The sequence below is a fragment of the Enterococcus durans NBRC 100479 = LMG 10746 genome, assembly GCF_001544215.1.
In the GTDB taxonomy this organism is placed as follows: Bacteria; Bacillota; Bacilli; order Lactobacillales; family Enterococcaceae; genus Enterococcus_B; species Enterococcus_B durans.
On sequence record NZ_BCQB01000030.1, the window covers coordinates 15,297 to 33,958 of the forward strand.

General features: G+C 38.4%; 13 protein-coding genes. 2 read left to right on the forward strand and 11 right to left on the reverse strand.

Translation table 11 applies throughout. The features are described from left to right. Positions 1-441: 441 nt before the first annotated feature. Both tkt and ED2_RS09425 read right to left on the reverse strand, forming a co-directional pair. A complete protein-coding gene (tkt, locus tag ED2_RS09420; RefSeq protein WP_005875855.1) occupies positions 442-2,436 on the reverse strand; it encodes a transketolase in 1,995 nt (664 codons plus the stop codon). Positions 2,437-2,536: 100 nt separating this feature from the next. Next, positions 2,537-2,788, reverse strand: coding sequence for a DUF896 family protein (locus ED2_RS09425; protein WP_016176716.1), 252 nt, complete (start codon positions 2,786-2,788; stop codon positions 2,537-2,539). 146 nt (positions 2,789-2,934) lie between these two features. On the opposite strand from ED2_RS09425, the gene lexA reads away from it, so the two are divergent. Together lexA and ED2_RS09435 are read left to right on the forward strand one after the other, a co-directional pair. Further along, positions 2,935-3,558, forward strand: coding sequence for a transcriptional repressor LexA (gene lexA, locus ED2_RS09430; protein WP_005875859.1), 624 nt, complete (start codon positions 2,935-2,937; stop codon positions 3,556-3,558). A 153-nt stretch (positions 3,559-3,711) separates the two neighbouring features. Then, the gene (locus ED2_RS09435; protein ID WP_005875860.1) at positions 3,712-3,930 is read left to right on the forward strand and encodes a hypothetical protein; all 219 of its coding nucleotides are present in this window, start codon (positions 3,712-3,714) and stop codon (positions 3,928-3,930) included. 521 nt (positions 3,931-4,451) lie between these two features. Here ED2_RS09435 and ED2_RS09440 read toward each other — a convergent pair. From ED2_RS09440 to ED2_RS09475, 9 genes are all read right to left on the reverse strand, one after another. Next, positions 4,452-5,372, reverse strand: a complete 921-nt coding sequence (locus ED2_RS09440; RefSeq protein WP_227645017.1) for a hypothetical protein — start codon at positions 5,370-5,372, stop codon at positions 4,452-4,454. A 173-nt stretch (positions 5,373-5,545) separates the two neighbouring features. Then, positions 5,546-6,097, reverse strand: a complete 552-nt coding sequence (locus tag ED2_RS16065) for a hypothetical protein (protein ID WP_232103824.1) — start codon at positions 6,095-6,097, stop codon at positions 5,546-5,548. Beyond that, positions 6,094-11,547 (reverse strand): QWxxN domain, encoded by a 5,454-nt coding sequence (locus tag ED2_RS09445; protein ID WP_232103823.1) that lies wholly within the window; start codon positions 11,545-11,547, stop codon positions 6,094-6,096. Before ED2_RS09445 ends, ED2_RS16065 begins: the two co-directional genes overlap by 4 nt. An 851-nt stretch (positions 11,548-12,398) precedes the next feature. Then, positions 12,399-12,911 (reverse strand): adenine phosphoribosyltransferase, encoded by a 513-nt coding sequence (locus ED2_RS09450; RefSeq protein ID WP_005875866.1) that lies wholly within the window; start codon positions 12,909-12,911, stop codon positions 12,399-12,401. A 13-nt stretch (positions 12,912-12,924) separates the two neighbouring features. After that, positions 12,925-15,222, reverse strand: coding sequence for a single-stranded-DNA-specific exonuclease RecJ (gene recJ, locus ED2_RS09455; protein WP_016176719.1), 2,298 nt, complete (start codon positions 15,220-15,222; stop codon positions 12,925-12,927). 166 nt (positions 15,223-15,388) lie between these two features. Then, complete coding sequence (locus tag ED2_RS09460; protein ID WP_005875870.1) at positions 15,389-15,823, reverse strand: LapA family protein; 435 nt, start codon at positions 15,821-15,823, stop codon at positions 15,389-15,391. A gap of 10 nt (positions 15,824-15,833) precedes the next feature. Further along, on the reverse strand, positions 15,834-16,622 hold the full coding sequence (locus ED2_RS09465) for an SDR family NAD(P)-dependent oxidoreductase (protein WP_005875872.1): 789 nt from the start codon (positions 16,620-16,622) through the stop codon (positions 15,834-15,836). A 2-nt stretch (positions 16,623-16,624) separates the two neighbouring features. Next, complete coding sequence (rnz, locus tag ED2_RS09470; protein ID WP_005875874.1) at positions 16,625-17,560, reverse strand: ribonuclease Z; 936 nt, start codon at positions 17,558-17,560, stop codon at positions 16,625-16,627. Positions 17,561-17,993: 433 nt separating this feature from the next. After that, positions 17,994-18,575 carry a hypothetical protein gene (locus ED2_RS09475; protein ID WP_005875876.1) on the reverse strand — a complete coding sequence of 194 codons (582 nt, stop codon included), beginning with the start codon at positions 18,573-18,575 and terminating at the stop codon, positions 17,994-17,996. Positions 18,576-18,662: the final 87 nt, after the last annotated feature.

Here is an 18,662-nt window from a genome sequence, read left to right on the forward strand (position 1 = left end):
ATTTACTTTTTGTAATCTTTAAGTAACATTAGCGAAATAATCCGTAATATAAAATCGATCGGAAAACAGAATACCGAACACCTTCTGTTGATGCGATAAGAAATAACTTAATCTAATTTGAAGCATTTGTCAAGTTTTCTAGTATTCGGCTCCCTTGACGAACAAAGTTTTCTTGTTTTTTGCCGTCTCCAATCACACTGTTTTCACCATTTCTTAATTCTCACACGATCCACCCTTGCTGATCATCTACTCGCACATAAGAACAACTACATTGATGACTCTTTCCTTATGAACACAAAACTATCGACCGAGGATTTGTGCAGAATCTCGGTCGATAGTTTTTTCTCAGTGTTTGGACGTCAACTCATCATTCTAAAACACATTAGAAAATAGAGGATTCAAACACGGATTATTTTTGAGCCAAATATATGACAGTATTTTTTATAATTGTTCAAATGTACGAACAACATTTTCAACAGTGAAGCCAAATTCTTCAAGAATTTTATTTCCTGGAGCAGATGCACCAAAATGATCGATCGTGATCGTTGTTCCTTCTGTGCCGACATAACGTTCCCAACCAAAGGGAGCAGCAGCTTCAATTGCTACGCGTTTCTTGACATTTTTTGGCAAGACACTTTCTTTGTATTCCGCTGATTGTTTTTCAAAAAGATCAAAACTTGGCATTGAAACAACAGAGACATCTTTGCCAGCTTCAGCAAGTTCTTTTTGTGCTTTTACAGCCAAATCTACTTCAGAACCAGTAGCAATCAAGATACCTTCAGGGGTTTCTCCTTTTGCTGGTGATAACACGTATGCACCTTTTTTCACCATTGTATCCGCAACTTCTTTTGTCGTTGGAAGTACAGGTAAGTTTTGGCGACTCAATACTAAGATCGTTGGTGTATCCGTTGATTCCATTGCGACTTTCCAAGCTGCACGAGTTTCATTTCCATCAGCTGGGCGAATCACGTGAACCCCTGGCATACATCTTACAGATGCCAATTGTTCGATTGGTTCGTGGGTTGGTCCATCTTCACCAACAGCAACTGAATCATGTGTCAACACATAAATTACCGGTGTATTTTGGATAGCTGCTAAACGAACGGCTGGACGCAAGTAATCAACGAATACGAAGAATGTACCACCATAGATACGTGTGCCTCCATGTAATTGGATACCATTCATCGCTGACGCCATTGCAAATTCACGTACACCAAACCAGATGTTACGTCCTTCATAGTGTTCAGGAGTGAAATCTTTGTCTGCTGCGACCATCGTATTGTTTGAACCAGATAGATCAGCAGAACCGCCCCAGAAGCTTGGTACTGCTTTAGAAAGCTCTTGGATCACTTCTTTACTTGATACACGACTTGCTTGACTGCTACCTTCATCATAAGATGGTAAGTCAGCATCCCAGTTTTCAGGCAACTTCCCAGCAAACGCATCTTCAAATTGTTGAGCTAATTCAGGGTAAGCATGTTTATAGTTCTTGAACATTTCATGCCAAGCAGCTTCTGCTTTTTGGCCTTCTTCCACCATGGTTTGGTGGAAACGAGCAGCTACTTCTTCAGGAACTGTAAAGTCTGGATATTCCCAACCATAGACGCCTTTTGCCATCTTGATTCCTTCATCACCGATTGGCGCTCCGTGAACTGCTGAAGTACCTTCTTTCGGTGATCCATACCCGATCACTGTTTTTACTTCGATCAATGTCGGTTTGTCTGTCTCTGCTTTAGCAGCTTCGATTGCTTTAGAGATTGCTTCAAGATCATTGCCATCTTTGACTAAAATATGTTGCCAGCCATATGCTTCATAGCGAGCCCCTACATTTTCCGTGAAGGCTTTTGACGTTGGACCATCTAAAGAAATATCATTTGAATCATACAAAACAATCAATTTTCCTAGTTTCATGTGACCAGCCATTGAGCTAGCTTCTTGAGAAACGCCCTCCATCAAATCGCCGTCACCACAGATAGCGTAGGTGTGATGGTCCACGATGTTGAAGTTTTCTCTGTTATATGTTGCTGCTAAGTGCGCTTCTGCCATTGCCATCCCTACAGCCATCGCAATACCTTGACCTAATGGACCAGTAGTTGCTTCGACACCGTCTGTATGGTTCACTTCAGGATGTCCTGGTGTTTTTGAATCCCATTGACGAAATTGTTTTAAATCATCAATTGAAACTTGATAACCAGCTAGATGCAATAAGCTATACAACATCGCAGAACCATGACCAGCTGATAATACGAATCGATCACGATCCGCCCAGTTTTTAGAAGTAGTCGGATTTACTTTCAAATGTTTTGTCCATAGTGCATACGCCATTGGTGCTGCCCCCATTGGTAGCCCCGGATGTCCAGAATTTGCCTTTTGAACTGCTTCAATACTTAATGTACGAATCGTGTTTACGCCAAGTTGGTCGATTTTGTCAAACAAAATAACCCCTCCTATTAATTTAGGTTTTTTTTACCTTTATTACTCACATACCATTTTATAAGATACCACTAGAAAAAGCAATGATTTTTAGTATTTTTTACTAAAAGTTGTTTTCCCGGTTGTGTAAGCCTTTTTTCTTCTGGATTTCTTTTAATTTATCTGGTGTGACATCATTTCCTTCAGGATCGACGATTTTCATTCCTTCAATATGATGTCTCATTCCCAAGCGAAAGGCATTTAAATACTCTTCTCTTAACTCTAATTGTTCTTTTTTTTCCGCTTCTGATAAGCCTTTTTCTTTCTTTATCCGAGCCAATTCGTTGATTCGCTCGATCTTTTCGGGTGATAGCATATGGAGACCTCCTTTTACTCTACTTCATATTATATAAAAAACGGAAAAAAAACAACTAGATAAACTAATATAAATACGAACATTTGTTTGAAACAAGACCTTTTATATGATATGATTTAGTTATTAATTGAAAGAAGGTGTACCTTGTGGCCCGACAAACTGAAACCAGACAAATCGAAGTCTTACGATATATCCATGAACAAGTGTCTCGAAAAGGTTACCCACCAACTGTAAGAGAGATCGGGGAAGCCGTTCAGCTTTCTTCTACCTCTACTGTACATGGCCATTTAGCAAGGCTTGAAAAAAAAGGCTTTATCCAAAGAGACCCAACAAAACCTCGTGCAATCGAATTGACAAAACAAGGATTGGCAAAAATCGGGGTTCGACCTTCCACGATTCCCGTACTTGGGGTGGTTACTGCCGGGGAGCCGATTTTAGCAGTCGAAGATGCTTCGGATTTTTTCCCTGTACCGCCTAATCTTTCTTCTGAAGAAGGAAGTTTGTTCATGTTAACGATCCGTGGCGAAAGTATGATCAATGCAGGTATTTTAGACGGAGACAACGTAATCGTCCGTAAACAAGAAACTGCACAAAACGGTGATATCGTCATTGCCATGACAGCAGAAGATGAAGCAACATGCAAACGATTCTACAAGGAAAAAGACCACTTCCGACTACAGCCAGAAAATGATTTGTTAGAACCGATCATTTTGGATCAAGTGTCCATTCTCGGCCGCGTAGTAGGTCTTTACCGCAGTCATATTTACTAGAATGCTATGAATTTTCGAAATAGATAAAAGCAATGAGCTGTGCCGTAAAAAGGTGTAGCTCATTTTTTCAACTTTCCTCTTTACAAATCGAACAAAAGTTCGTATACTATAAATACGAACTTTTGTTCGCATAAAATAATGAGGTGAGAAATCATGAAATCAATGAGACGTCTTGGCTTGGTATTAATGGTATTATTCTTAGGTATTGTTATTGGTAACTTTGGTATTCGACCAGCACTTTTAGTGTTTGTTCCGTTGTTTGCTTTGTGGTTCATGTTGTGGGATGAAAAGAAATACCGTCAGTCTGAACGACGTCGGCATCATGATGATCCCTTTTATCAAGAATCCTACTACAGTTCCAGACACTCCTAATGAATCAAGGAGCTGATTGTTTATTTTCAGAATAAAAATCTACTATTCTTCCCCCTTCTTCAAAAAGAATGGGAGTGGGACAAAAGTTGTTTTGATTTGAGAAATTGGAACGAAAAACGAACAATACGCTTTTTGTATTGCTCGTTTTTTTTTGAAATTTTACGAAAAACCTGACTTTTGGCCTTTCGTTTATTCGAGAGTCTGTAGCAAAACTGATTTTTAGTTTTATCCCACATTCTTTACCATGTATAACTGACGGATGTTTTCGTTGTCTCTTCGTTAAGCCTTACTGAATTCCATAATGTAACTCGTCTTAAAAATGGCTGTTGCAACTATCTATTTCAAGTTCGCATGTTTGTCGAATCTCTTGATTACACTTTCCTATTTTATATATCTAATAGCGCTCGAAACACTTATTTTTAGGTGAAACTTCTGCAGTTTGAATCAGAAAACGACTGTCTATTTATCCCTAATTTATTGCTAGCTCCCCAATTTTCGAACTTTTTCTATTCACTGATCTTCTAGCATTGCTTTTTTCTATTCCTGTTGCTATAGCCTTTAATATACTTCTCTTCTTCTCTTTTCACATTTGGTGTATTTTTATCTTTTTCCTTTTCTGCTTCCATTTTCTCATGAGGATCAGCACTATTTTTTATATTCTCTTGTTCTTGTGTTCGATTCAAGTGAGGACTTAAGTGATATTGATCTAAATTAAAAAGAGAAGACAAGGCGTAATTTTTAAATATCGTTGCTAGTTGGTCTGCTAATGGTTGCTCATCAAGATTTCTTGTTACCCTTTTTTTAAAGTCAAAATTTCTTTGTTCGGCAAGATCTCTGATGATAACTGCTATCATTTCCGCGTCTTCCATGTGAAAATTCACTCGTAACATATCATCGAAAATCAAAGCTCCCTCAACTGCCTGTGGCGATAAATTCGGCAAATTTTGCTGTTCTGCTAATCGATCGACAAAATTATGAAAGGCCGGAGATTTTACTATTTGAGGAAATTTTTTATGATAATCATCTAACAGCTCCTTACCACTTATTTCATAACCTTTCCGTGGACTCGGGGCTAGCGCTATATCACCCGTACGTGCACCAAGATGTGTCGATTCATGTAGAATTACTTCGAATAGATCCCTTTTTCTCTCAATAACTGGATCAGGTGGCAAATGAAAAGTATCGGCCAGAAAGACCATTCTAGCTTGTGGGTCAGTCGGCATCACGAATGCATAAACTCCCACTTTTTTTACTAATCGTGTTTCGTATCTCCCTGTATTTTGATTCAAACCCAAATCAGTAGATGCAATCCAAATATTTTCAAAGCCAGTATCTATTGTTGCTTGAAGGATTCGTTCCCCTCTTTCTGCTATTGATAGCAATCTTTGATTAATCTCTTTTAGTATCTGATTTTTATCTATTGCATGTTCTATTGTGAACATTTGTGCCAAATATTGCCCTTCTTTGGTAGCTGAAATATTGGGGACACTCGCCAATTGTTGGCATCGATCTTTTAGATATAAAAATGCGCGTCTTCCCTTATCAACTCCCTTTTTAATATCTACTTGAAAATCTTTGAGAAAATCAGGTGAGTTCCTTTTATCGACTCCCTTGATTACTTGAAAATCGAGCTTAGGCTGGTTAGGAAGTGAAGTAAGTGGGGATTCAGATCATTCTTCATCATGCTTGTCTTTAGATAAATCTCGTTTTCCAAAGAGGAGGCCAGAACCTCATTAGGTCTATTTGGAATAAAATTAGTCAATTTCTGAGGTTGTACCGTTAGATCCATTGGAACCAACAATCTTTGTATCATTATTTGACTTAGAGGCATTTGATTTGATGGAGGCATTACAGATGCTTGTCTTACGGCATTCCACATATCTGATCTATCTGGACCAATAGGAAGTTTGTCTATCTCCTGTATAAAACTGAAGCGCGTACTCAAATCAAGTTGTGGCAGGGCTACTTGTTGTGATCCTCCTGGTTGCGATCCTCCTGGTTGCGGTCCTCCTGGTTGCGATCCTCCTGGTTGTGGTCCTCCAGTTCTGTGATAATTTGCCTCAAATTTATCATACTCCAACTTAAGTTCAGCTTCCCAGATTTTTCTCTCCAAGACTGTTTCAACACGAAATTGATTGAATTCTGGGTGGAATCTTAGAATCATCATGGGACTGTTCGCATTTTTTTCACCAAATGGTAACGTCCTGCTCTCTCATCCAATAAGATGAGCGGTACATAATGTTTTTTTATCTTGATATACGTTCTTCCCGAAGCATCTCGCACTAATCCTCTCTCATCAGGTGCCGAAAACAGGATTGGCTTTGAATGAGTTTCGAAATTTCTGAGTTTTTTTCCAATTTTGTTCCCCACTTTTTTTCCTAAAAAAGGCGAAGTCACTGCTTCAAAATACCACTCGGCACCGTTGAAGTTTACAGGATACAGGATTCCCTCAAACTCTACATCATAACGTACACCGTGCTCTGCAATCACCGTTTCTTTGACGGGAACCCATTGATTGTTTAATTGAATCAAGCGTTCATCTGGTTTATAAGGATAGTCGGATACCGTCCTGACGTTCCCTTCACCATACGCTTGAGGGTTTGCATTTATTCTGTCATACACATTCAGATCATCATTTATTTTGACTGCTACATGATTAATCAATTTTTTCTGATCTTCTGAAAATTTTACTGGACCTTTATAAACTTCTAACTGTTTATTTTTCAATAGGTAATATTGACCGAATTTATCTCCATTTGAATTTATCACCTGTACATATAGACGTTTATCTATGAGTTTCACTGGTACCTCTGGGCCGCCTTTTGGCAATCGGGCTTTCACAATGGATCCCGAAGCAACTGAGGTTTCTTTTGTTAGTTTTTCTAACGACGTAACCAGATTCTTTATTTCCGTGCTTTGGACTCTAAATTTCAAGTGCGTTAATTTGGGCAGCAATTTGCTTATATCATATATAGTTTCAATACCTGGATCGATGTATCGAATCAGTTCAATCCCCAAACTTAATAATTCAGCACGGGTAGGGAGAAAATATTTGCTATTTCGTAAGACACCTTTTATCCCTCCTTTTATCCCTCCTTTTAGAAGTTCTCTTAACACACCTGTTCCAAATTTTGCAGTCATTGCAATCGTCTGTCCTACTATTGGAAGCAATAAAAGAACATCCATCACACAGGCTGGAACCGCCTTTTCTGCATCTTTTTCGATGATTCCTGTCACACAGTCATAAAAAGGAATAAGACCCAAAAGGATGTCAATCCCTTTTTCTCTCCTTGTTTTTTCATCTCCACTTTTATACATTCGGTCATAGAATTTATCATAGTGCAGCGTGCCTAAGCCTCTGGCAAATATCTCTTGAGCACTAAGAGCTTGACTATGCAGAGAGCTAAATAGCTGACTGTCTTTATTCACACTAAATTCTAATCGATCACGCGTATAGACGTACTTCTCCGCAAAAAACTCATGTTTATTGTACAACTCTGGATCCTTGTCTACTCGATAGACAGCATACCCTAAGTCCTTTCCCAACTTTTTCAATCCATACACTCGTTCTTCCTTACCACGTTTCGCCATGAACAAATCGGTGTCTTTTAATGATAAATTTTTCCACATAGGAAATCCTCGACTAGTAGCAGTTTCTTTTCGAAGTTCTGCAGATGCTTCATAAATCTGTGTCTTTTGCGAAAAAAGAAATTCGGACTCAGTTGAATTCATAGCATGCAGTGCTATTTCAATAATCTTCTTATCCAGTCGCGAATAAGTATCTGCCACATTTTTTGTCAACTCTTTATATTTTTCTTCCAAAACAGGGAGCGGCCTCTTCAATGTTGGACAAGGATTTTCTCCACTTAGATAATAGTCGATCGCCTCTTCGCGTGTTTTTTGGTGAAACGGTGGAGTGCCCAATGGATGGAGAATTACATCGCCCACGAGTGGTGCACCGGCATCATAGCACGCTTGAATCACTTCTTCTGCTAAAGCTTTTTTGCTGCGCCAATTAAGTGCTGCTTTTTGATAGGATTGTAACAAAGTATTTACTGCTTTTTGTTCTTCAACTACTCTGAAATAACCTCTTTTCCAGTATCCAAAGAAAGTACTGAGGGCCACTTCTTTATAATTTCCTTTAGTGAAAGCTTCACGTAATGCTTCTGGTTCTAGTTGTGCTGTTGCAAGCAATGCAGGCAGCAAAATTGCCTGTAGCTCAACGAAACGTAGTTCTTTTTTTTCAACTACGCTATCCATGAAAGCTGCACCTAGACTTCTCTTTTGTGAATCATTAATTTCTTTGGGATTCCCTACAAATTCTAATAGTTTTCCACCTATCATCTGTGGAAATAGTCCAGAACGAGAAATCAAATCCTGTTTTTCTAGCTGATTAATGTCAACAGATAGTGACGTTTGAATTAAATTTTTCCATAGCATAACAAAATTATGTTGCTGTTCGATCAGCTGATTCCTAAACTCATCTACAGGGATTCTACGGTTAAAGTCAGATAAACAAGCGCCGTAAACATCACTTTCAAGTTGAGAGACAGTAAACACGGATGGATCTGGTGCTTCCATAATTTGCTTAGCTAAGTATTCTTCGAATGATCCTCCGAGTATATTCTCAAATACCCACTTCCTCACCATCATTTCGGCAACTTTATCTGAGATTTCCTCGCCTTTTCCTCCATAAAAATTTAATTCTTTTGTTATTACTTTGACGAATGCTTGAAGATTTTCTTTGTGAAAAACATTTTTATTATCCTCTGGCATGAGCCATTTCCCTGCGGCAATCAATACTGTTTCTTTTATTGCTCTGCCAGGTGGCAACAAACTCTCTTGACGCAAAAAAGCCTCCACTTTTCCCAGCAATTTTGGGCTTTGCCATACAGAAGTAACACCACTAGGTATGAACTCGTCTTTTGTTCTAAGTTCCTGTAATTCGGTCTCTTCTTTAGTTGTATCAGCTAGCCATTCACCTACAATGTCATTTGCTAGCTCTTCTGAGATTTCTTCTCCTTCCTTCTTTTCAAGGAGCACATTGGCTAATTGCTTGATTTTAAAAGCATACAATGCTTCTGGGCTGGTTTCCTTAATTCCAAGAGAATTCGATGGTTCTGAGTTGGTTCCATCTAGCTCAACAAGATGCACTAGCTCCGAATTTACTATCCCAAAAAACAGCCACTGTGTGACCGCTTGAATAAGACTTTTAGGATCAAAATACACGTAAGGCATTCCATTTTTAGCTAACAAAGAAGAAATTTCTATACGCTGATTCTCTTTTTGTTTTTCATCAAGTTCAGGTAGTTTTTTATTTAGTTGTGGGACTTCAATGTCATTTTCCCGAATAAAATCCGCGATTTTTTTCTCAAGATTCTCTGTTTCCGCTGCTTGATCTTTAGTGGATTCGCCATCTTTTTCCTTTTCAACTTCTCTAAAGCTGTATCCTACTTGTGCATTGTTATCTTCCCATTGCAATAAATAGAGCCGTGCCATAGTGGGAGACATATTTTCAGTTGTCACCCCATATACTTTACAAATTAACTCAGCAACTTGATGTTGTCTTTCTATAATCGTTCCATAATTTTTTCCCGCAAAGATCCATTCTTGCACCTTTTGAACTAATTCTCTTGACGATGTAAGATCCTTTGAAAATTTTTGACTAGCAAGAAAGTGCCAAACTTCTTCATTTACCTCTTCTGTTTTTCCACGTGCATGAAACAAACTATCCTCATGATAGATAGGGGAGAGTATCTGAGTGCTAGGAATAGTGTGTGGTACCCCCTTCGTAAATTCAGCGAATATGCAATCTCTTTCTTTTTTATATTCATTAAAAGCAGTGACTAAGATGGGGTCTGTTTTAGACAAATCATATTGACTCGTCTTACCAGTGATTTCTTTGTATGTATAATCTTCTAATAACGTATTGGTTTTCCACTGTAAAAAGATATCTTGCAGTTTACCGGCAGATATAAATTCTCCCCACCTCACGTTCTCTATTCCGTAATTTTCAAGGATAATGTACGCCAAAAAATGTTTTCTTTCCAATTTATCTATCTCTTTATTTCTAATCCATTTTTGAGCAATGTCTAGTAATTCTACATCGGGAGTAGTGTCATTCGCACATTGTTCTTTCATGAAAAATTCTTTAAGTTTTTTATTTACGTTACTTGTTTCATTTTTCCTCTGAAAAAGTTCGTTATTATAAAAGAATATCGGTAATGGCTCTGGAAAACGTGTGGGAAGTAATTGTTTAGTGATAATCGTTTCGTTCATTTGATCGACTTGTTTTCTCTCAAAGTCATCGGTCAAAGATGTTGGCCTATCAGATTGTTCATCCATTAAAATCGCTTCAGTTGGCGTCATCAAAGATTGCTCTTGCTCGGAAAGTGGTTTTGCTTCAATACCAAAGGTTGGGATTATTCTTTGAACAAAGCTATCTAACCTGGTTGCTAGATCACTAGTTAACTGACTAATCTTTGACAAAAAAACTACTTCGTCTTCTTTCAGAGCAAACTCCTTTTGTTCCGAAGTTGAGGGTTTATTTTCTGGATCCGACGGGTTCGTTTTCGTTGATTTTGGGGTTTCGGAATGATTTGAGGTATGTGAATTGATAAGCCAACTGACATCTCGTTTCGTTCGTTGAGCCACTGACTCCGGGTTCTCATAGTGAACCGAAAAAGTCCGCATCATCATACTTAAAAAACAATCCATAATCGAGTCACCTGGCGCACCTCCCTGTTGTTCTGAATAGGTTGTCTGTTCAAATTGACTAAAAAAAGAAGAAAACGTTTCAGTTAGTTCTTCCCAAAAAGATGCCTGCTGGGAAACCACATTATCGTTAGAGTTATGGCTCTGTGCATATTCTTTTTCAAAGAATGCTTGAAAGTTTTTTCTCAACATTTGAGCTGCCTCTCCACTTGAAAAAGAATTAGCTGTTCCTTTTTTCTTTTCCGAAGAACTTGAAAACAAAAAGTGTTTAATCTCCTTTGATTGAATTGGATCCTGTTTATTCACTTGATTAGATTTAGCAGTTGCTGTTTGACAAATCGTATTAAAATGAGTTTTTTCAATCGTTCCACCTAACTGAAAAGTTTCTTTTTCTGTCGTACAATTTGAAAGCTCCTTAATACCATAGGCTAACTTATGGAGTTCCAAACTCAAGTTATGAACTTCTTCTGCCAAAATATAAAAACGTCTCGAGGATCCTGATGATGATTCTTGTAGGGCGTCACTTTTTTCTGTTCGATTCAGTGGTGTAGGCTGATTCACACGTGTCGTGTTCACCGTAGAACTTGATAGAAATGAATCAATTCTTACTTTTTCTCTTTCATGCCTCGTTTGTACCACCGTGTTTGCTTCAAACGCTGCTGAGGTTTTTTGGACAGCATTTTCTTGTTTTGGTCCCCCTTCTGGAGGTAATTCTAAATTTTGTAAGATACTTAATAGATAAAGTATTCCTGTTGGAGATAACAGGGCTTCTCGTGTTGGTTGCTGGCCAATAGAATCGGCAATAAAATTCAGCTTTTCTTGTGTGGCTTTTGGACTATAGTTCTCATCATTCATCTCATTATAGAATCGACCAGTTTTTTCTCTAAAATCTGTCTGGGGCATTTTCATCATCCTCTCTTATTAATAACTCAATTCTGCTCAACCAAATTTAACCGTATTTCAGACTACCAACTGCTGAAAGCTTCTATAAGGTAAAACTCAAGAGTCTTAATATAATAAAAATGATAATCCCCACGAAAACACTCAAGCTTTCCTATCTTTGATTATAGGATAGAAAATTTTGATGTGCCTTTTCAAAATATATAAATAATGAGTTAACTACAACGAAATAACATTATTTTATTCAATTAATTAGAAGTTAATCAGGTTTAATTTATTTTTATGAATTTGTATGCTTAGTATACTTCTTCCACTATTATCGCTATAACAGCAACCCAATCAGCTGCTTACTTTCAAAATTCATTCTCTGATAATAACATAATGAATTATTTTTATGATTCCTTTTAAAAGGTTCTCTACCTTGCAGAAAAAACAAATAATTATCCAAAAAATAATTTCTTTTTTTAAAAAAAAGTGACGATAGACTGTAGTCAATCACCTAAATTCGAAGTGTTGTTTTCAGTATTTTTATTTTTATATTAATCGTATAAATAACTTTAAGAGTAATTGTACTGATGAGAAAGCAAATCATTGGACGAATTTTTGCAGATAAAAAAAATCATGGCACAAAACGCGCTACATAGCGGACTATGCTTTTTTCAAATTTGTCTCTACCAACACGATTTGACAAAGAGACAAAAAACAAGCCGAACCCTCCCAAAATAGTTGTTCCAATTTCGGGAGGGTCTGACTTGTTCAAAAAATGGTTCTATAATTTTTGGTGTTGCTTAAAAGAAAGTGATTTAGACTAGTGATTTCGGTTTAGCCTTCTTATCAGGTCAATCGAAATTCAATTAGTATTCCATCAATGTGATCATGTCATAGCCTTCAATTTTTTCGCGGCCTTTTAGTTCCATCAATTCGATCAAGAATGCACAGCCAACTACAACGCCACCTAGTTCTTCCACTAAGTCGATCGTTGCTTTGATCGTACCACCTGTCGCTAGTAGATCATCGCAGATCAATACGCGTTGGCCTGGCTTGATTGCATCTTTATGCAGTGTCAATGTGTCTGTACCGTATTCAAGTCCATAAGTCACTTCGATGGTTTCACGAGGCAATTTTCCTTTTTTACGCACTGGAGCAAAACCAACACCCATTTCATAGGCTACCGGACAACCAACGATAAATCCGCGAGCTTCAGGTCCAACTACCATGTCAATTCGTTTTTCTTTTGCATAGTCCACGATTTGTTTTGTGGCTTCGCGGTAGGCATCTCCATCTGCCATAAGTGGGGAGATATCCCGAAAAATGATTCCTTTTGATGGGTAATCAGGAATGCTTGCAATATAATCTTTTAAATCCACTCTTTGCTTCCTCCTAGGTTGTTAACCTTTTTTTAATAGTTGGAATATCACTCAATAGTAAAAATTCCTCCACTTTGATCTTCTTAAGTCGCCGCTGATAAAGCGGGCTTTCAGTCAATGGATGACTTTCAGGTTTTTCGACTTTTTGTAAAACGCCATTTTCTATTGTAACAAATTTCAGCTCAAAAAACACCTGAATCATAAAAATTAATAATTTTTGTGGTATTTTCAAATAGGTTGAAATTGCTTCTAACTTATAACGGATATCGATTTTATCTTGCGTATGGATCAATTTGAACAATTTCGCATACTGTTCTCTTGTACCGACACCATTTAAATACGCTTCATCATGGGAAACCCCTAGTAAATACATTCGATCAAATGAACCAAACGTAAGGATTTCTTCCAAAACAAGGAGATCGGCGGGACAATCAACGAGTAGCAATGCGTGATATGTTTTTCCTTCAATTAACTCTTTCGTCTTTTCAAGGCTTTCAAAGAGTATGATCTTCTCTCTTATTTCCTTGTTCAACTCTTTAAGAGAATTTTTTTCAAAAGCCAAGTAAAAGATATCTTCTTTGAATTCGGTTAGGGTTCTATACCGTTTTGAACGCCAATCGAATATCTGGAAACCATTGACGCCAAAATCCGTCACCATCAACTGCGGTTTCTTGCGACCATTCCATTCATTGACTGAAAGTTTCCCCACCACATCAATGGGGTTATTCAATAGTTCGTTTTCTTCACTACCAAATCCGAAGGCAACAGCATCCAATTGTGCACCATCGTCTACTAGCGTTAATTTTAAATGTTGTTGCGCTGTACCGATCCTTTTTACATTTTCAGCTGAAGTCTGACGGAATAGAAACTGCGGAACCGGATTATCCGTTCCAAATGGTGCGAGTAACTTCAAGGCATCGATCAACTCTACTGTTGCATCCTTTGGTGTCATGATTTCATCAATCCTTAAAGCAGGACCCTTAGTTAAATCGATTCCTTGTTCTACAACATAATGATTCATGCGTTCTTGTAAAGCTGAGATATTTTCTTTTGGCATCGTTAGACCGACAGCTGCATGGTGCCCTCCGAAGAATGTAAATAGATCACGCATCTTATCCAACATTTCATATAGATTCAGCGCGTCAACACTGCGACCAGACCCTTTAGCTGTTCCATCTTCTTTTATCCCCAGAACAATAGTTGGTTTGCCTGTTTGGTTCATGATTTTACCAGCTACAATCCCCAAAACACCTTCATGCCAGCCAGGGTATGCAAGTAAATGGATCTGATTCGTTTCGTCGATCATCCCTAGTGCTTCCTGAGCGATGTCATCCACTATTTTTTTTCTTTGATCATTGATTTCATTTAGTTTCTTGGCTTGTCTCGCTGCATCTTCTTCATCAAAAGTAGCCAATAATTCCACAGCTGGATTTGGATCACCCATACGACCGATAGCATTCAACCGAGGCGCAATCGAAAAACCGATCATTGTTTCATCTGCCTCCTTCGCCTTCACGCCACTTTCTGAGAAAAGTGCTTGTAATCCGATGCGTTCAGAGTGCTTGATAGCATCCAAACCTAGAGAAACTAACACACGGTTCTCATCCGTCAGCGAAACCAGATCGGCAATCGTACCGATAGCAACTAAATCCAAGAATTCAGCCGGAGGCTCTTCTAGTAGAGCAGTGGCCACTTTAAAGGCTACACCTACTCCAGCAAGATCCGGAAAAGGATAATTTCCTTCTGGATGACGGGGATGCACGATGGCATAGGCCTCTGGTAAATGATCAGGTAACTCGTGATGATCTGTAATGATCACATCCACCCCAGCTTCCTGTGCATAGGAAACTGCCTCATTCCCTGCTACGCCATTATCGACAGTGACGATCAATTGGACCCCTGCTTCGATTTTTTCTTTGTATACAGTAGGATTTGGGCCGTATCCATGGAGAAAGCGATTGGGTAAAAACGTTTCGACATCGGCCCCTAATAATTCTAATGTCTCTTTCATTACTGTCGTGCTAGTGATTCCGTCTGCATCATAGTCGCCGTAAACCAAGATTTTTTCTCCCTCGATCACAGCTTTTTGAATCCGACTGATGGCTTTGTCCATGTCGTGCATCAAGTAAGGATCATAAAGAGATTGTTCTTTTGGATTTAAAAATCGTTGTAATTCCTTTTCTTCTCGATAACCGCGTTGCCATAGCAACTTGCCGATAAAAGGAGAGATACCTTGTTTTTCGATCATTTGGAGAAAGGATGCGGAAGGCTCCGTATCACTTAACTTCCAATCATAGTTTGCTTGTCTCACGTTCTCACTCCTAACTTAGTTATTATAGCAAAGGAAAACGCTAAAAAAAAGAAGAAAGAAACAAAAAGAAAGCCCGAAAAGAGGAAAGAATCCTAAAACTTTTTCGGGCCTCGCAAGAAATAGTCTTTATCAATTTTCTTAGCCTAATCATTCATGATAAAACCGCTCAATCAAAATAATTATAGCTTTGTTTAGGTGATGGCGTATTATTCTCCTTTGGTGTTTGTAACTGTTGCAGTTGTTCTTTCATTGCTTGCAGTTCTGCTTGATAAGCAGCTTCAAGTTCTGCACGTTCATTTCTGAATTCACGTTGTTGTTCTTCTTTTGCTTCATTCACTTTTGCTTCCACATCTTTTTGGGCTTCAGCTAGTTCTTGTGTCAACTGTTTGATTTGTTTTTTTTGTTGCCATAATGTCGTTGAGGCGGTGACAAAAACAATCAATGCGCCGATGATCGCAGAACCTATGATGACTAGGATCAGCGGTGCAGAAAACGAAGCAACACCGAAACTAACAGGCACGTTTTTATTATTCAGTACCGCAAATAGTACGATGACTAAAACAAGTAGAAACCCGATGATCACACCACTTTGTTTTTTCACTTTTCTTCACCTACTTTTTATTGAAAATACCACTCGCTAAATAATCGCCAATTGTTGGGAAGAGCGTGTAAAATTTAGCTGCGATTTCAAGGATCACTGGTTTATTGATCTCACGTTTTGGATATTTCATATTACGAACGATTGCTTTCGCTAATTTGGTTGGATCCAAAACAAGTTGATCTACTTTTTCTAAATAGCTGCCACTAGGATCTGCTTTGTCAAAGAAATCTGTAGCGACAGGTCCAGGATTGACAGTAGTAACGGCTACGCCTAATGGTTTCAATTCTAATCTCAATGCATTGGAAAATCCCAAAACAGCGAATTTCGTAGCGGAATAGATCGTTGATTTAGCTGTAGCCATTTTGCCAGCCATCGAAGCGATATTGATGATATGTCCTTGTCTTCGCTCAGCCATATCAAGTGCGAATTTTTGAGTCAAGACCATCATTCCCAACACATTCACTTCAAACATGTCGTACGCTTTGCCTAAATCAAAGCTTAGAAAATCTTCGAAAATACCGAAGCCAGCATTATTGACTAACACATCGACTCGACCGACTTCATCCATTACTTTTTCATACAATGCATCGACACTATCGGGATCACTGACGTCTACTTGAAAAGCATAAGCCTCTGTTCCACTCAATCTTTTGCATTCTTCTTTTACTTCGCCGATCATCTGGATCCTTCTCGCACATGTAATGACGATTGCCCCTTGTTTTGCTGCTTCATAACAAATTTGAGCGCCTAATCCTCCAGAACCACCTGTTACTAGCACTACTTTATCTTCTAGATTCACACCTATTCCTCCTCACGAAACGGTACTTCAATTGTTTCAAAATCTTTCATGATCAACGTATTAGGAAAGATTTCTTTTGCTTCATTTTCAAGTTCCAATGCTGCTTTGCCTAAATAACGAGCACTGATATGTGTCAATAATAATTTGTTAGTTTTTGCTTCCTTCGCGATTTCCGCTGCTTGATGCGTAGTTGAATGGTAATAATTACGCGCCATTTTTTTCTCATTTTTGTTAAATGTACTTTCATGAACGAGTACATCACTATCCTGAGCAAGAAGGACAGAATTACCTGTTTTTCGAGTATCGCCTAAAATCGTGACGATCCTACCTTTTTTATCCGGTCCCACAAATGCTTTGCCATCAATGGTCCGTCCATCATCAAGAGTGACTGTTTCACCTTTTTTTAGCTTACCATAGATCGGTCCAGCTGGAATAGCTAATTCTTTCAGTTTGTCGACTTGCAATTCTCCTTTATGGTCATGCTCCACGACCCGGTAGCCAAAACTATCGATGCCATGATCCAGTTTCTTTGTATAAACAGAAAATTGTTGGTCTTCAAAGATTGGCTGATCCTCTGTCAATTCAATAAATTTCAACGCATAACCTAATCGAGTTTGCGAAACAGCTAAAGAAGTTTTGATAAACGTTTCGATTCCTTTAGGTCCGTATATTTCAAGCGGTGTATCTCCCCCTTGAAAAGAGCGGCTGCTAAGTAAACCAGGTAATCCAAAAATATGATCCCCATGTAAATGGGTGATGAATATTTTTTCGATTTTTCGTGGGCGGATACTCGTACGCAAGATCTGCATCTGTGTTCCTTCCCCACAATCAAATAACCAAACTTCATTTCTTTCATCTAAGAGTTTTAATGCAATACTTGTCACATTTCTATGTTTAGCAGGTACTCCTGCTCCTGTTCCTAAAAATTGTAATTCCATAATCTACCTGACTTTCTTTAAGTTCCCTATTAATTTTATGGGAAAATCAACTGATAATCAACCGAAAGTCTAAAATGCTTCAATAATCATAAGAAATAAACCAAAATCGAAAGGGAGGATGGGACAAAAGTCGTTTAGGTTTGAGAAGTTGGAGAAAAAAACGAGGTTGGGACAGAAGTGTTTAACTCCGAGAAATAAGAAGAAATTCACGACAATTGCTTTTCAAATTTTTGTGAATTTCGGCTTATTTAAGAAGGAGTTGCTTCTGCTCCCACCGTTTATTCGTTTTTAAAGAATGAGACAAAAGTGTTTCTTACTTTTGTCCCACTCTCGTTTTTTTTGAAATTTCCGAAAAAACTGACTTTTGGCCACCGTTTATCCAGAATTAGAGTCTGTAGCAGAACTGATTTTTAGATTTGTCTCACATTCATCGTTATTCAGCTGGATGATCGGAATCAGCATCCTGTTGAGGATGTTTGTCTTGCCAGTTTTTCTTGGCAGCTTCTTTTGCTTTATCCTCGACTTCTCGGGCATCATGGACATCTTTTTCTACATCATCGTAGTCCAAACGAGTGATTTCTCCCCCTAATTCCATTGTCACTAATTGATTCAATGGACGGTTGTCGTCTTCTTCAGCAATCAAAATCAGCCCAGTCGTGCCTTCACCAATTTTACTTCCTACAAAATCGAAAACCGTCTGTGCATCTTTGATTTCTTTCGCGTCTTGTGTTGCTCCGATCATTCCGCCAGCAAACCAGCCTAACAGAATCCCTAGTGGTCCTCCCAGAATGCCAACCAACATGCCGATCAATCCGCCAGTAGATGATTTGTTGTTGCCTGTAAAATCTAGAAAATCTTCAATTTTGAATTGATGGGCCCCGTTTGGTTCATGACGGATGACTGCCATTTGCTCTCCTTTGATCGAACGAGCAGCATGGAATTTTTTGATTTCAGAAAACGCTTGATAGGCTTGACTCTCTACAGGAAAATTTAAAATGATTACTCGTTTATTCATCGAAAACACTCCTTCTTCTTTTTATTCATTCTACCGTTTATTTCAAAAAAACAAAAGAAATACCCTTTAAAAATAACAAAAAAGAGC

Bases quoted from the DNA above. Each gene is read 5' to 3' on its own strand.
- ED2_RS09425 (WP_016176716.1), bottom strand. From the start codon at position 2,788: ATGCTATCACCCGAAAAGATCGAGCGAATCAACGAATTGGCTCGGATA.
- ED2_RS09435 (WP_005875860.1), top strand. From the start codon at position 3,712: ATGAAATCAATGAGACGTCTTGGCTTGGTATTAATGGTATTATTCTTA.
- ED2_RS09440 (WP_227645017.1), bottom strand. From the start codon at position 5,372: ATGTTCACAATAGAACATGCAATAGATAAAAATCAGATACTAAAAGAG.
- ED2_RS16065 (WP_232103824.1), bottom strand. From the start codon at position 6,097: ATGATGATTCTAAGATTCCACCCAGAATTCAATCAATTTCGTGTTGAA.
- ED2_RS09445 (WP_232103823.1), bottom strand. From the start codon at position 11,547: ATGCCCCAGACAGATTTTAGAGAAAAAACTGGTCGATTCTATAATGAG.
- rnz (WP_005875874.1), bottom strand. From the start codon at position 17,560: ATGGAATTACAATTTTTAGGAACAGGAGCAGGAGTACCTGCTAAACAT.
- ED2_RS09475 (WP_005875876.1), bottom strand. From the start codon at position 18,575: ATGAATAAACGAGTAATCATTTTAAATTTTCCTGTAGAGAGTCAAGCC.